This window comes from Kluyvera sp. 1366 (assembly GCF_054823405.1).
Genome location: NZ_JBTRDW010000003.1, coordinates 187,590 through 203,055 on the forward strand (window position 1 = coordinate 187,590; position 15,466 = coordinate 203,055).

At 54.5% G+C, this 15,466-nt stretch carries 13 protein-coding genes; 5 read left to right on the forward strand and 8 right to left on the reverse strand.

Annotated elements, in window-relative coordinates; all coding sequences use genetic code 11:
* The first annotated feature begins 101 nt into the window (after window positions 1-101).
* The 4 genes from ubiG (at window position 102) to yfaE (ending at window position 5,402) form a co-directional block, all read left to right on the forward strand.
* Window positions 102-827 carry a bifunctional 2-polyprenyl-6-hydroxyphenol methylase/3-demethylubiquinol 3-O-methyltransferase UbiG gene (ubiG, locus tag ACVLVH_RS07640; protein WP_192411477.1) on the forward strand — a complete coding sequence of 242 codons (726 nt, stop codon included), beginning with the start codon at window positions 102-104 and terminating at the stop codon, window positions 825-827.
* A gap of 842 nt (window positions 828-1,669) precedes the next feature.
* Window positions 1,670-3,955 carry a class 1a ribonucleoside-diphosphate reductase subunit alpha gene (gene nrdA, locus ACVLVH_RS07645; protein ID WP_101763666.1) on the forward strand — a complete coding sequence of 762 codons (2,286 nt, stop codon included), beginning with the start codon at window positions 1,670-1,672 and terminating at the stop codon, window positions 3,953-3,955.
* A gap of 53 nt (window positions 3,956-4,008) precedes the next feature.
* Entirely contained in the window at window positions 4,009-5,139 is a 1,131-nt protein-coding gene (gene nrdB / locus ACVLVH_RS07650; RefSeq protein WP_192411476.1) for a class Ia ribonucleoside-diphosphate reductase subunit beta, read from the forward strand.
* Window positions 5,140-5,141: 2 nt separating this feature from the next.
* Complete coding sequence (yfaE, locus tag ACVLVH_RS07655) at window positions 5,142-5,402, forward strand: class I ribonucleotide reductase maintenance protein YfaE (protein WP_061717835.1); 261 nt, start codon at window positions 5,142-5,144, stop codon at window positions 5,400-5,402.
* Between the two features lie 37 nt (window positions 5,403-5,439).
* Here the strand turns inward: yfaE and ACVLVH_RS07660 are convergent, their stop codons facing one another.
* Window positions 5,440-6,636 (reverse strand): nicotinamide mononucleotide deamidase-related protein YfaY, encoded by a 1,197-nt coding sequence (locus ACVLVH_RS07660; RefSeq protein ID WP_192411475.1) that lies wholly within the window; start codon window positions 6,634-6,636, stop codon window positions 5,440-5,442.
* Window positions 6,637-6,780: 144 nt separating this feature from the next.
* Window positions 6,781-7,089, reverse strand: a complete 309-nt coding sequence (gene elaB / locus ACVLVH_RS07665) for a stress response protein ElaB (RefSeq protein ID WP_008105125.1) — start codon at window positions 7,087-7,089, stop codon at window positions 6,781-6,783.
* Window positions 7,090-7,380: 291 nt separating this feature from the next.
* Between elaB and ACVLVH_RS07670 the strand changes: the two genes are divergently transcribed.
* Window positions 7,381-9,039 (forward strand): glucan biosynthesis protein D, encoded by a 1,659-nt coding sequence (locus tag ACVLVH_RS07670; RefSeq protein ID WP_498949146.1) that lies wholly within the window; start codon window positions 7,381-7,383, stop codon window positions 9,037-9,039.
* A 30-nt stretch (window positions 9,040-9,069) separates the two neighbouring features.
* On the opposite strand, the gene ACVLVH_RS07675 is transcribed toward ACVLVH_RS07670, so the two are convergent.
* The 6 genes from ACVLVH_RS07675 to nuoJ form a co-directional block, all read right to left on the reverse strand.
* Window positions 9,070-9,522 carry a GNAT family N-acetyltransferase gene (locus ACVLVH_RS07675; RefSeq protein ID WP_137386192.1) on the reverse strand — a complete coding sequence of 151 codons (453 nt, stop codon included), beginning with the start codon at window positions 9,520-9,522 and terminating at the stop codon, window positions 9,070-9,072.
* Window positions 9,523-9,711: 189 nt separating this feature from the next.
* Entirely contained in the window at window positions 9,712-11,169 is a 1,458-nt protein-coding gene (gene nuoN / locus ACVLVH_RS07680) for an NADH-quinone oxidoreductase subunit NuoN (RefSeq protein WP_008105131.1), read from the reverse strand.
* Between the two features lie 6 nt (window positions 11,170-11,175).
* Window positions 11,176-12,696 carry an NADH-quinone oxidoreductase subunit M gene (gene nuoM / locus ACVLVH_RS07685; protein WP_192411474.1) on the reverse strand — a complete coding sequence of 507 codons (1,521 nt, stop codon included), beginning with the start codon at window positions 12,694-12,696 and terminating at the stop codon, window positions 11,176-11,178.
* A gap of 84 nt (window positions 12,697-12,780) precedes the next feature.
* Window positions 12,781-14,616 carry an NADH-quinone oxidoreductase subunit L gene (gene nuoL, locus ACVLVH_RS07690; RefSeq protein ID WP_137386193.1) on the reverse strand — a complete coding sequence of 612 codons (1,836 nt, stop codon included), beginning with the start codon at window positions 14,614-14,616 and terminating at the stop codon, window positions 12,781-12,783.
* A complete protein-coding gene (gene nuoK, locus ACVLVH_RS07695) occupies window positions 14,613-14,915 on the reverse strand; it encodes an NADH-quinone oxidoreductase subunit NuoK (protein WP_007889334.1) in 303 nt (100 codons plus the stop codon). Before nuoK ends, nuoL begins: the two co-directional genes overlap by 4 nt.
* Window positions 14,912-15,463, reverse strand: a complete 552-nt coding sequence (gene nuoJ, locus ACVLVH_RS07700) for an NADH-quinone oxidoreductase subunit J (protein WP_008105138.1) — start codon at window positions 15,461-15,463, stop codon at window positions 14,912-14,914. Before nuoJ ends, nuoK begins: the two co-directional genes overlap by 4 nt.
* Window positions 15,464-15,466 lie beyond the last annotated feature (3 nt).

Below are 15,466 nucleotides of genomic sequence, written 5' to 3' on the forward strand. Positions count from 1 at the left end.
TTAACCAGGCCTTAATCCCGCTTTTCCTTGAGCGTGAGAGATGCGTTCGCGTGAGTTAAGCGTTTATACTGAGGGAATATTTTGTCTGGAGTGATGATTCAATGAGTGAACAACCGCAGGAAAGCCGCCAGAACGTCGACCACGCCGAGATCGCCAAGTTTGAGGCCGTGGCATCCCGCTGGTGGGATTTAGAGGGTGAATTTAAGCCGTTGCACCGTATTAACCCCCTGCGACTTGGCTGGATAGCGCAGCATAGTAATGGCCTGTTCGGCAAGAAAGTGCTCGATGTCGGCTGCGGCGGCGGCATTCTGGCGGAGAGCATGGCGCGTGAAGGCGCTGAGGTTACCGGCCTGGATATGGGCGCTGAGCCGCTGGAAGTGGCGCGTCTGCATGCGCTGGAGAGCGGCGTTAGCGTTAACTACGTGCAGAAAACCGTGGAAGATCACGCCGCAAGTCACGCCGGGCAGTATGATGTGGTGACCTGCATGGAGATGCTGGAGCATGTGCCGGATCCGCGCTCGGTAGTCTTAGCCTGCGCGCAGCTGGTGAAGCCCGGCGGCGAAGTGTTTTTCTCCACCATCAACCGCAATCCAAAAGCCTGGCTGCTGGCGGTATTTGGTGCCGAGTATGTGCTGCGCATGGTGCCGCGCGGGACGCACGACGTGAAGAAATTCATCCGTCCCGCCGAGTTGCTGAACTGGGTGGATGAAACGCCGCTGCGTGAAAGAAATATGATTGGCCTGCACTACAATCCGCTGACCAACCAGTTCCGTCTGGGTCGCGGTGTCGATGTGAACTACATGATTCATACGCATCGTCAGGAGTGATGACTGCCAGCTTAGATTTCAGAAAGTACGTTCATCATACGTGCGGGCCCTTGCACATCTGCTTCACGGGCAAATGAGCCCTTTTCAACAACACGCACTGGAGCTTACGAGCAGGCCGGGGCCACTTTTGGTCCGGCAATCCGCAGCGCTGAACGAAGCGAGGAAGCCAGGAGAGCCCGCAGGACGCGGGCGAAAGGCGGAGCCGGGACATGGAAGTCCCGTCTCCGCCGGTCCGTCAGGCAGACGAACGAAGTGAAGGTACTGCGCTAGCGGGGCGAGGACCGCCGGCCCAAAAGTGGCCCCGGCCAGCGCACTCGTCGTTGGCTTAACTAACAAACATTACGTCATTCATGGCGACCTCTTATCCCCTAATTTTGGCCCTATCCAGATCAATTTCCTTTTAGACGCGTACCAGCCTTTTTTATAGGCTAAGCAAGTCACAAAAAATTCATAAGCACTTTTAGATAAGTTCGCTGCTGGCGGCCTTGTCGGGGCTTTTTTTGTCTAAGAAAATTCCTGAGGCGCGGTGGTTGAGCAAGAAACACGCGTCCGATCATAAAGTGAAAAAAAAGTGTTGAGCGGTTGACACTAAGTGCAGGCCTTGCGGCATGCGGATCCAGGATTTTAGCCAGCCGGTAATGACGATTTTTTAGTGAAAATCAACTCTTGTTAAGAAGAGATTGCTGACTAGAATACTCACCATATTGTTGTTCAAACTTCCCGCACCCCCTATATATAGTGTTTATCCACAGGCTTACTCACAACGAGCGGCTTGTGCATAAACCTTGTGCATACATGGGGGATAAATACGTCATTCATGCATGGACAGGTAAAAACGCGACATGAACCAAAGTCTGCTCGTTACTAAACGCGATGGCCGCCAGGAGCGCATTGATCTCGACAAAATTCATCGTGTACTGGATTGGGCAGCCGAAGGGCTGAACAATGTTTCAGTTTCACAGGTTGAACTGCGCTCACACATTCAGTTCTACGATGGCATCAGAACTTCTGACATTCATGAGACCATCATCAAGGCTGCCGCAGACCTGATCTCGCGTGATGCGCCGGATTACCAATACCTGGCTGCGCGTCTGGCTATCTTCCACCTGCGTAAAAAAGCCTACGGCCAGTTTGAGCCGCCGAAGCTGTACGATCAGGTGGTGAAAATGGTTGAGATGGGCAAATACGACCGCCATCTGCTGGAAGATTACAGCACCGAAGAGTTCGAGCAGATGGACGCGTTTATCGACCATTGGCGCGACATGAATTTCTCCTACGCAGCGGTTAAGCAGCTGGAAGGGAAATATCTGGTGCAGAACCGCGTCAGCGGCGAAATCTACGAAAGCGCCCAGTTCCTCTACATTCTGGTGGCGGCGTGCCTGTTCTCTGGCTATCCGCGCGAAACCCGTATGGATTACGTGAAGCGTTTCTACGATGCGATCTCAACCTTCAAAATCTCGCTGCCAACGCCAATCATGTCCGGCGTGCGTACCCCAACGCGTCAGTTCAGCTCTTGCGTACTGATTGAGTGCGGCGACAGCCTCGACTCTATCAATGCCACCTCCAGCGCCATTGTGAAATACGTCTCTCAGCGCGCCGGTATCGGCATCAACGCCGGCCGCATTCGTGCGCTGGGTAGCCCGATTCGCGGTGGCGAAGCGTTCCACACCGGTTGTATTCCGTTCTACAAACATTTCCAGACTGCCGTGAAGTCTTGCTCACAAGGCGGCGTACGTGGCGGCGCAGCGACGCTGTTCTACCCAATGTGGCATCTGGAAGTTGAAAGCCTGCTGGTGCTGAAAAACAACCGCGGTGTTGAAGGCAACCGCGTGCGTCACATGGATTACGGCGTACAGATCAACAAACTGATGTACACCCGCCTGCTGAAAGGTGAAGACATCACGCTGTTCAGCCCGTCTGACGTGCCTGGCCTGTACGATGCGTTCTTCGCCGATCAGGACGAGTTCGAGCGTCTGTACACCAAATACGAGAAAGACGACAGCATCCGCAAACAGCGCGTGAAAGCCGTTGAGCTGTTCTCACTGATGATGCAGGAGCGTGCGTCAACTGGCCGTATCTACATTCAGAACGTCGATCACTGCAACACGCACAGCCCGTTCGATCCAAGTATCGCGCCAGTTCGTCAGTCGAATCTGTGCCTCGAGATCGCACTGCCGACCAAACCGCTGAACGACGTCAATGACGAAAGCGGCGAAATCGCCCTGTGTACGCTGTCTGCCTTTAACCTGGGCGCGATTAACAGCCTTGACGATCTGGAAGAGCTGGCCACCCTTGCGGTGCGTGCGCTTGATGCACTGCTGGATTATCAGGATTACCCCATTCCGGCAGCACAACGCGGCGCCATGGGCCGCCGTACGCTGGGTATTGGCGTGATCAACTACGCGTATTACCTGGCGAAAAACGGCGTGCGTTACTCTGATGGCAGCGCCAATAATCTGACGCACAAAACTTTCGAAGCCATTCAGTACTACTTGCTGAAAGCCTCGAACGAATTGGCGAAAGAGCAAGGTGCGTGCCCGTGGTTTAAAGAGACCACTTACTCGCAGGGCATTCTGCCGATCGATACCTATAAAAAGGATCTCGACGCGGTGTGCAACGAGCCGCTGCATCTGGATTGGGAAGGCCTGCGTAAGTCAATCACCACGCACGGTCTGCGCAACTCAACGCTCTCTGCGCTGATGCCGTCTGAAACCTCTTCGCAGATTTCGAACGCCACCAACGGCATTGAGCCGCCGCGCGGACACATCAGCATCAAAGCATCGAAAGACGGCATTCTGCGTCAGGTGGTGCCAGAGTATGAGCGTCTGAAAGACCAGTACGAACTGCTGTGGGAAATGCCGTCCAACGACGGTTATCTGCAGCTGGTTGGCGTGATGCAGAAGTTCATCGATCAGGCGATTTCGTCGAACACCAACTACGATCCGAGCCGCTTTGCGAATGGCAAAGTGCCGATGAAACAGCTGCTGAAAGACCTGCTGACCGCGTACAAGTTCGGCGTGAAAACCCTGTATTATCAAAACACCCGCGACGGTGCGGAAGATGCACAGGACGATCTGGCACCTTCCATTCAGGATGATGGCTGCGAAAGCGGCGCATGTAAGATCTAATCTCATCTTGTCAGGGCCGACATTGGTCGGCCCTCTTCACATTTGGACTCAAAATGGCTTACACCACATTCTCGCAGAACAAAAATGACCAGCTGAAAGAGCCGATGTTCTTTGGCCAGTCCGTTAACGTTGCCCGTTTCGATCAGCAGAAATATGACATCTTTGAAAAGCTGATTGAGAAGCAGCTCTCCTTCTTTTGGCGTCCGGAAGAAGTGGACGTCTCGCGCGATCGCATCGATTACCAGGCGCTGCCGGAGCATGAAAAGCACATCTTCATCAGCAACCTGAAGTATCAAACGCTGCTGGACTCGATTCAGGGCCGTAGCCCGAACGTGGCGCTGCTGCCGCTGATTTCCATCCCTGAGCTGGAAACCTGGATTGAAACCTGGGCGTTCTCCGAGACCATTCACTCGCGCTCTTACACGCACATCATCCGTAACATCGTTAACGATCCGGCGGTGGTGTTTGACGATATCGTCACCAACGAGCAGATTCTGGCGCGCGCCGAAGATATCTCGAAGTACTACGACGACCTGATCGAGATGACGAGTTACTGGCATCTGCTGGGTGAAGGTACGCATCAGGTCAACGGTAAAACCGTTACCGTTAACCTGCGCGATCTGAAAAAGCAGCTCTATATCTGCCTGATGAGCGTCAACGCGCTGGAAGCGATTCGCTTCTACGTCAGCTTCGCCTGTTCATTTGCTTTCGCCGAGCGCGAGCTGATGGAAGGCAACGCCAAAATCATCAAGCTGATTGCACGCGATGAAGCGCTGCATCTGACCGGCACCCAGCATATGCTGAACCTGCTGCGCACCGGTGAAGACGATCCAGAGATGAAAGCCATCGCCGCGGAGTGTCGTGATGAATGCTTCGATCTGTTCAAGAAGGCAGCCGAGCAGGAAAAAGAGTGGGCAGACTACCTGTTCAGCGGCGGCTCGATGATTGGCCTGAACAAAGACATTCTGTGCCAGTACATCGAGTACATCACCAACATCCGTATGCAGGCGGTGGGTCTCGATCTGCCGTTCCAGACGCGCTCTAACCCCATTCCATGGATCAACTCGTGGCTGGTGTCGGACAACGTGCAGGTTGCACCACAGGAAGTTGAAGTGAGCTCGTATTTGGTCGGTCAGATTGATTCTGAAGTGGGCGAAGACGATTTCGACGGCTTCCAGCTGTAAGCATGAGCCGCTCTGTTGTTATTCTGCGTAGCTCCGGCTCCCGGCTGGAGTGCGCAGAAGATCACCCTAATCTGCTGGCGACGCTGGAAGCCAATAATCTGTGCGTTGAGTTTCAGTGTCGCGAGGGCTACTGCGGCTCTTGCCGCATGCGTTTGCTAAAAGGCGAAGTGGATTATGCCGAAACCCCGTTGGCGTTTGTGCAGCAAGGCGAGATTTTGCCGTGCTGCTGTCGCGCCAAAGGGGAGATTGAGATCGAGCTGTGATTGACCAGGCCGCCATTTATGGCGACCTGGTGATCAATCAGCTTTTCACCGTTTCCAGCACATCAATCCAACCGTGACCGGTGCTGACTTCACTGCCGTGTAGCCAGCGACGCAACATGTTCATCGCCATCATCGCCACCACTTTCTGCCGCGTTTCCACGTTATGACGTCCATGAGTGAACTTTACGCGTTGGCCCCAGCTGGCTTCCGGCGTATGCAGCGCAATCGATACTTCGCCTTCCACTAAATTTCCCACCGATAAAGCCAGCGCCGCGCCCTGCTGTTTCGCCCAGTCACGCGTGCGCGCAACCTGCGCTTCCAGATCTTCATCCTGCGGCGGCAGAATCTCTGCTTTGCTGAGCGCCACGTCCGCAGCTGCCAGCTGCCAGTTAAGTAAGCCGGCGGTGAACTGCTCGCTCAGCGCCAAATGGAAGCCACGCTGCTGCAACTCGCGCGCCAGCAGCGCCGGTAAACCTTCGGTGCCCTCAAAGATGGTGCATTCAGCCAGCAACAGTTTTACCTGCTGCCACACTTGCTCCATCGCCACGCGCTGGCTGGCGGGTCCGGTGAGTTTGATTTCAATAATCGGCATCGATGAGCGATAGCCCATCACCACGCCTTCCGGCAGCGGGAGCGGCTCCAGCTCGGCGGCAATGTCACTTTCCCCACGTCCAAAGGTGGTGAGGCGCAAACACAATGGTGGCTCAGGCAGTTCAAAGCGTGCTTTGAGGCGCGGAATAATCTCCTGCTCAACCATCACTTTAAATTCCGACGGCACGCCAGGGGTGAAGAAAATCCAGCAGCGATTGAGCTGCAGCGCGAAGCCGCATGCGGTGCCGACCGGATTATCCAGCATCTCAGCAATGGCGGGGATTTCTGCCTGCTTGCGGTTGCTCGGCGCCATCACACGTCCGCGGCTGGCGAACCAGTCTTCCATTTTTTCCAGCCAGGCTTGCTGGATAACTAACTCGCTGCCACTGGCAATAGCTGCGGCCTGCGCGCTGAGATCGTCACTGGTCGGTCCTAAACCGCCATTCACGATCAGCACGTCAGCAATCTGGCTGCGGCTCTGCAGCGCCTCCACCAGCGAGGTCATTGCATCACCGACGGTGCTACGGCTGGTCATCGGCAAACCGTGCTGGAACAGTACATCGGCCAGCCACGCGGCGTTGGTATCGACAATCTGCCCATGTAACACTTCATCGCCCGTTGAGAGCATTTCTACACGTATCACGTTGCGTTCTCCTTTTCCCTGTCGCTTTACTGTAGGAAGCGCGCAGGCGAAACACAATCGCGGATGATGCGAAACAGGGATTTAGCGGGAAAAGCGGCGAGGAAATCAGGAAGCGGGCGCGAAGCGTGTCGCGCCCGTTGGAACTTAACGTCGAGCCAGTAGTAAACCGACAAACAGGCCAGCGGCGGCACCGATGCCAATCCCCTGCCACGGTTTTTCATGCACATAATCATCGGCGCGATAGGCCGCATTTTTGGCACGATAGTAATAACTGTCTGACGCCTGGCTAACGCGCGATTTCACGTCTTCCAGCGCTTGCTCAGCTTTGAGTTTCAGCTCGATATATTTCTGATCGGCCGGATCGCCTGATGCGCGTAACACTTCTTCCAGCGTTTCCGTTAGCAGCGCCAGGTCGTCGTCAAGGTGCGTTTCAAATTGATCTGAAGATGACACTATGTAGTTCCTCCATGTTCCTTGCTCGTTGTGGTTTAACTATAGTCATAAATTGCAGATTTGCTGGATGGCGACTGCAAGGTTTTCACCAAGTTTCATCCACCACAGTGCAAAGTTGTGTCATGTACGCTGCCGCTACGCGAATTCTGCTTCGCTTATTTGATTAATCTGATAAATTTTCCGCAGACTGAATTATTTATTTTCACGACTGTCGTAACCCCCTGTAGTCAGACGCTTCTCGTCTTACGAGAGTCAAAATACACCCGAGCAGCTAAGGATTAGATTTCCGGCATGAATCGTAGAAAATTTATGAAAGCGTCCATGGCCCTCTCCGCTGTTAGCGGCATGACGGGTCTCTCCACGCTGTTTGCACAATCCGCCTGGGCCGATGATGGTATCGCCGACGGTACCGCGGTTCGCTTCGATTTCGACTCACTGAAAAAGAAAGCCTCCGCGCTGGCAAAACAGCCCTGGGGCGGCGCCCCCGGCCCCTTGCCCGACACCCTGGCCAATCTCACTCCGCAGGCCTATAACGAAATTCAGTACGACGCCAATCACTCGCTGTGGAATAACATCCCCGATCGTCAGCTGGACGTGCAATTCTTCCACGTCGGTATGGGCTTCAAGCGCCGCATCCGCATGTTCTCGGTCGATGCCCAGAGCCGTGAAGCGCGTGAGATCCACTTCCGTCCGGAGCTGTTCAATTATCACAACGCCAACGTTGATACCAGGCAGCTGGTCGGTAAAACCGATCTCGGCTTTGCCGGTTTCCGTGCGTTTAAGAAGCCTGAACTGGCGCGCCGCGATATCGTCTCTTTCCTTGGCGCCAGCTATTTCCGTGCGGTTGATGAAACCTTACAGTACGGCCTCTCCGCGCGCGGCGTGGCGGTCAACACCTTCAGCAACGGCAAAGAAGAGTTTCCGGACTTCACCGCGTTCTGGTTCGAAACACCAAAAGCGGATGACACTACTTTCGTGGTCTACGCCCTGCTGGATGGCGCGAGCGTCACCGGTGCCTACAAGTTCACCATTCACTGCGAGGAGAAACGCGTCGTGATGGAGGTGGAAAACCACCTGTTTGCGCGTAACGACATTCGCCAGCTTGGCATTGCGCCAATGACCAGCATGTTCAGTTGTGGCACCAACGAGCGCCGCATGTGTAACACTTACCATCCACAAATCCACGACTCCGATCGTCTGGCGATGTGGACCGGTGAAGGCGAATGGATTGCACGTCCGCTGAACAACCCGCAGCGTTTGCAGTTCAACGCCTATCAGGACGAAAACCCGCGTGGTTTTGGCCTGTTGCAGCTCGATCATGACTTCAAAAATTATCAGGATGTGATTGGCTGGTACGACAAACGTCCAAGCCTGTGGGTAGAACCGATTGGTAAATGGGGCAAAGGCGCCATTAACGTGATGGAGATTCCTACCACCGGGGAAACGCTGGATAACGTGGTGTGCTTCTGGCAGCCGTCAGAACCGGTGAAAGCCGGTAGCGAGTTCAGCTTCCAGTACAAACTCTACTGGAGCCAGTTGCCACCAGTGCGCAGTGGTTTGGCGCGTGTCGATGCCACGCGCACCGGTATCGGCGGCTTCCCGGAAGGTTGGGCGCCAGGCGAACACTTCCCGGATACCTGGTCACGTCGTTTTGCCATTGATTTTGTTGGTGGCGATCTGAAAGCCGCAGCGCCGAAAGGTATTGAGCCGGTGATTACCGTTTCAGAAGGCACATTCAAGCAGGTTGAGATTCTTTACGTCGAGCCACTCAACGGTTACCGCATTCTGTTTGACTGGTATCCAAACAGCGACTCTACCAAACCGGTTGATATGCGCCTGTTCCTGCGTACCAAAGATGAAACGCTGAGTGAAACCTGGCTTTATCAGTACTTCCCGCCGCCGCCAGATCAACGTAAATACGTTGATGACCGGCAGATGACGCCAGGCTGATTGATTAACGGCGAGGAGCAATCCTCGCCGTTATGCTTTCTGCATGCCGATGTGGGGAATCTCATCTTCCATATACACTTCGGTCACCGCTTCAAAGCCCAGACGACCGTAGAAACCTTCCAGATGTGCCTGCGCAGAGAGATAAATAGCGCGCTGCGGCCAGTACTTCTCACAGCTCTCCAGCGCCTTCTCCATCAAGCGATAGCCCAGCTTCAAACCGCGTGCTTCTTCAGAAACAATCACACGACCAATCATTACCGGCGCAGAGTCTAGCGCTGGCGTTAACACGCGCGCATAGGCCAGCAGCTTACCGTCGAGAAATCCGAGAATGTGGCGATTTTCGGCAGCTAGATCCTGGCCATCAATATCCTGATAAGGACAGTTTTGTTCCACGATGAAGACATGATTGCGCAGTGCCAGCAAAGTGTAGAGTTGTTGCGCTGTCAGTTCACTGTGGTGGCAATCAAGCCAAAGCATTTCCATGGTGCTTCCTTGTCTGAGCGAAAAAAGGGATCCGATGAGAATATCACACCGGCTACGCCAAACGCAGTGAGCAGCAGCGGCAGCTGAAAACCTCGTGGTGACTCTGTGCTCAACCTCTCACTACGCCGTGAACTGCAGGCAAAAAAAATCAGGCCCGCAGGCCTGATTCAGTGGTTTCGTGAATCTGAATTACATGAGCGGCTGAGCCATCTGCACCAGTGTAATCAGCGGCTGCGGATAAACACCAAGCAGCAGCACCAGAATCGCAGATATCAGCACCACAACGCCGCCGGCCGTAAATGCCCAATTGGCTTGCGTATCGCGGTTGTGCAGTTCCGGCGGACTGAGATACAGACTCACCGTCACACGCAGATAGTAATAAAGCCCAATCGCACTACCCGCTACCACCGCACCACTCAACCACCACAGATGTGCGTTCACACTCGAGGCGATAACGTAGAACTTACCGATGAAGCCGAGCGTCATTGGGATACCCGCCAGTGACAACATCATCACCGTCATTACTGCAGACAGAATCGGACGATGCCAGAACAGACCACGATAGGAATAGAGCGTATCGGCATCCGGACCGCGATAAGGGCTCGACATCAGACTCACTACGCCGAACGCGCCAAGGCTGCTGAACAGGTAACCGGCCAGATAAACGCCTGCGGTTTCCAGCGACAGCTGATGGGTTTTCACCGCAATCAGCGCCACCAACAGATAACCAAGGTGCGCGATAGAGGAGTAACCGAGCAGACGCTTGATGTTGCTCTGGGAAATCGCCATCAGGTTGCCGAACAGAATCGACGCAAACGCAATGATGCCCAGCACGGTACGCACCGCTTCGCTGTCAGTGACGGGCGCGTACATGAACAGGCGCATAATCACACCAAAGATGGCGATCTTGCTGGCGGTAGCGAGGAAGGTTGAAACCGGCGCTGGCGCACCCTGATAAACATCTGGCGTCCACAGGTGGAAAGGAACCAGCGACAGTTTAAAGCCCAGTCCGATAATCATCATGCCCAGACCGAGCAGCAACAGCGGCTCCTGAATCATGCTATCGCTCAGACTTTTGCCCAGCTGCACAAAGCTCAGGCTGCCGGAATCAGCATAAATCAGCGCGATACCGAACAGCAGGAACGATGAGGCCGCCGCCGACAGAATGGTGTATTTCAGCGACGCTTCCAGCGAACGTTTCTGGCGGAAAGCATAACCAATCAAACCAAACAGCGGCAGTGACAGCAGTTCGATACCGATGAACAGCGCTGCCAGATGGTTGGCGCTCGCCAGCACGATCCCGCCGAGTGCTGCAATCAGCACCAGCAGATAGAACTCATCTTTGTTGTCCGGGAAACCGGCCAGCCACGGATAAGCGAAGGTGCAGGTGGCTAAACTCGCCAGCACCACCAGCGCGGTGTAGAACATCGAATAGCCATCAACGCGCAGCAGCGGCGTGACGTCCATCGCTCCCGCCTGGCCTACAAACCACAGAGAAAACAGCGCAATGTTAAGTCCGATCACCGTCAGCGTGGCATTAACAAAGTGATTGCGTCGCCACGCAATGGACAGCATCACCACCACCACCGTCAATCCGACGATTAACAGCGGCAGTAACGCGATCAGATGTTGAGGAGTTATTGTCATGGCGAATTACGGCCTTGTAGTTGAAATTGAAGCGGTAAACCACTGCTGAATATTGCTCATCGCAGCATGGGATGTGTCGAGGATCGGCTGAGGATAAATCCCCAGCAGTACCAGCAACATCACCAATACGCCGATAGTCATGAACTCACGCGGTGACATGCCTGGCAGCGGATCTTTCGACTTTGCTTCGCCGAAGTAAGCGCGCTGCATCATGATCAGGGAGTAAACCGAAGCAAACACCAGACCAAAGGTTGCAATGACGATAATCACCGGTACCACCTGGAAGCTGCCGGTCAGAATCATAAATTCGCCAACAAAGTTACCGGTGCCCGGCATACCAAGGTTTGCAACCGCGAAGAACAGTGACAGACCCGGAATCCATTTGATACGTGACCACAAACCGCCCATCTGACGCAGGTCGCGGGTGTGCAGACGTTCATACAGCTGACCACACAAGATGAACAGTGCCGCAGCAGAGAGACCGTGCGCAATCATCTGAATCACCGCGCCCTGGAAGGCCAGCTGGCTGCCAGTGTAGATGGCGATGAGCACGAAGCCCATGTGCGAAATAGAGGTGTAAGCGATCAGTCGCTTGATATCAGTTTGTGAGAATGCCATCCACGCACCGTAGAAGATGCCGATGATACCCAGCCACATGGCAATCGGTGCGAACTCTGCTGACGCATTCGGGAACAGCGGCAGGCTAAAGCGCAGCAAACCGTAAGCCGCAGTTTTTAGCAAGATACCTGCGAGGTCAACTGAACCAGCGGTTGGTGCCTGGCTGTGCGCATCGGGTAACCAACCGTGTAATGGCACCACCGGCATTTTCACCGCAAAGGCAATAAAGAAGCCAAGCATCAGCAGATATTCAACGGTGTGCGACATCGGGGTTTTCAGCAGTTCTTCGTAGCTGAAAGTCCATACGCCGGTGGCGTTGTAATGGACAAAGACCAGCGCCAGAATCGCCACCAACATGATCAGACCCGATGCCTGGGTGTAGATGAAGAACTTGGTCGCCGCGCTGATACGCGTTTTACCGTCGGATGCTTTATGGCCCCACAGTGCGATGAGGAAATACATCGGCACCAGCATCATTTCCCAGAAGAAGAAGAACAGGAACATATCGATGGAGAGGAACACGCCAATCACACCACCGAGAATCCACATCAGGTTGAGGTGGAAAAAGCCCTGATATTTCTCAATTTCGTTCCAGGAGCACAGCACCGCCATCAAACCGAGCAGTCCGGTTAGCACCACCATCAGCAGCGACAGACCATCAATTGCCAGATGGAAGTTGATGCCAAAGCGCGGAATCCACGGTACGGAGAAAGTCGATTGCCATTGCGGAATGCCCGCAGCCTGCGTCAGTGAATAGCCTCCCTGCAACCACAGCTGCAGACCAAGCGCTAGCGTCAGGCCCATGGTGATCATGGCAATCCAGCGCGGAACTTTTGCGCCAAGACGCTCCGCAAGCCAGCAGAGCAAGCCACCGACAAAAGGTATGATAATTAGCCAAGGTAATAACACGGCAAACTTCCCTTTTTATTGCCTTACTTCAGGCAATTTTTGACATTCTAATTGGGCGAGCGAACCCGCCCCGCTCATCAATCTTTAAATCACCAGCAGCAGCGCCAGCACCACAACGGCACCCACACTCATCGAGGCCACGTACCAGCGCAGATAACCGTTTTCGCTCACCACCAAACCTTTATTACCAACACGCGACAGCAGCGCAGGCAGGTTCATCAGTGAGTTAAGCGGATCGCGCTTCAGCAACCAGGCAATGCCGAGATAAGGTTTTACAAACACCTTGTCATACAGCCAGTCGAAGCCCCAGGCCGCGAACCACCAGGTGCCGAAGAAACGACCCGGCGCGCTGTTAGCAATACTGGTCACCAGTTGACGTTTACCCAGCCACAGAGCTGCTGCGATCAGGATACCGACAATGGCCACCACGCCTGAGGTGATTTCCAGCATCACTTTGCCGCCTTCACCAAACTCGTTCTGCGGCAGAACCCCCGCCAGAGGAGGCGTGATCAGCGCACCAATAAAGGTGGAGAGCACCATCAGAACAATCAGCGGCAGGTGATGCGTAATGCCTTTACCGGCGTGGGCATGAATTTTCTCTTCACCGTGGAACACGATAAAGATCATGCGGAAGGTGTAGATCGAAGTGAGGAATGCACCCACCAGACCCGCCACCATCAGATTGATGTGACCATTCGCCATCGCACCAAACAGGATTTCATCTTTACTGTAGAAACCTGCGGTGATCAGCGGCAGCGCAGCCAACGCGGCACCGCCCACCAGGAAGCAGACATACACCAGCGGGATGCTCTTACGCAGGCCGCCCATTTTGAAAATATTCTGCTCGTGATGGCAAGCCAGAATGACCGAGCCTGAAGAGAGGAACAGCAAGGCTTTGAAGAATGCATGCGTCATCAGGTGGAAAATCGCCGCGTCCCATGCCTGCACGCCAAGCGCGAGGAACATGTAGCCGATCTGACTCATGGTGGAGTAAGCCAGCACGCGTTTGATGTCGGTTTGCACCAGCGCAGCAAAACCTGCCAGCACCAGAGTAATCGCACCAATGATACCCACCAGATGCAGCACTTCCGGCGTCAACAGGAACAGGCCGTGAGTACGTGCAATCAGATAAACACCGGCGGTTACCATGGTCGCGGCGTGAATCAGAGCCGAAACCGGGGTTGGACCGGCCATCGCATCCGCCAGCCAGGTTTGTAATGGCAGCTGTGCCGATTTACCGACCGCGCCCCCCAACAGCATCAGGGTTGCCCACTGCAGCATGTGGTTGTCTGCAGCGAAGTGCGCGGGTGCCAGTTCCACCAGTTCGCGGAAGTTCAGCGTGCCCAGTTCGTTGTAGAGGATGAACAAGGCGAAAGCGAGGAACACATCACCGACACGGGTGATGATAAAGGCTTTCATCGCCGCTTTGCCGTTCTCTGGATTGCTGTAATAGAAGCCAATCAGCAGATAGGAGCACAGGCCCACGCCTTCCCAACCGAGATACATCAGCATCAGGTTATCGGCCAGCACCAACACCACCATGCTCGCGATGAACAGGTTGGTGTAAGCGAAGAAGCGCGAATAACCCTCTTCACCACGCATGTACCATGAAGCGAACATGTGGATGAAGAAACCAACGCCGGTGACGACGGACAGCATGGTCAGAGAAAGACCATCCAGCACCAGATTCACTTTAATGTCAAAGTTGCCGACGTGAATCCAGGTCCACAGCGCCTGAGTGAACGGCTGCTGACCCTGATTGAAGAAGTCGAAACCGGCATAAATAGTGGTTAATGCGGCAAGACCAACAGAACCCATACCGATTGCTGCCGACAGGTTCTCCGACCAGCGACCGCGTGAAAACGCCAATAGCAGGAAGCCAATCAGCGGAAATAATACGGTTAAATAGAGAAGATTCATCCGCGCATCTCGCTCACTGTGTCAATGTTCAGCGTCTGACGACGACGATAGAGCTGGAGCAACAGCGCCAGACCAATACTCGCTTCCGCCGCCGCAAGGCTGATCGCCAGGATGTACATCACCTGACCATCAGCTTGTCCCCAATAGCTGCCTGCTACCACCAGCGCTAACGCGGAGGCATTGATCATGATTTCCAGACCAATCAGCATAAACAGGATGTTACGACGCAGCACCACGGAGGTCAGGCCGAGAACAAACAGCACAGCGGCCAGCATCAGGCCGTGTTGTAACGGGATCATGCGTGATCCTCCTTATTTGCTTGCGCATCAGCTTGACGATTGCTCAACACTTCGCCGTGACGCTCTTCACGTCCAATATGGAAGGCCACGACCAGACCCGCGAGCAGTAGCATCGATGCCAATTCAACCGCCAGAACATAGGGACCAAACAAGCTGATACCGACTGCTTTCGCGTCGATGACGGTGCCATCAATGCCCTGATCGGTTGCCGTGCTAATCGCGTAAATCATCACTGCCAGCAGCAGTAAAGAGACGATGCCCGGACCAATCCACAGCGAAGGTTTGAGCCACTCGCGCTCTTGATCCTGCTGCGTTTTGCCGAGGTTCAGCATCATCACCACAAAGACGAACAGCACCATGATGGCACCCGCGTAGACGATGATTTCCAGTGCACCGGCAAAGTAGGCGCCCATTGAGAAGAACACGCCGGCAATCGACAGCAGCGAAACGATCAGGTACAGCAGCGCATGTACCGGATTGGTGTGGGTGATGACGCGCAGCGTCGTCAGCACCGCCACCAGTCCGCAAAGATAAAACGCAAATTCCATACC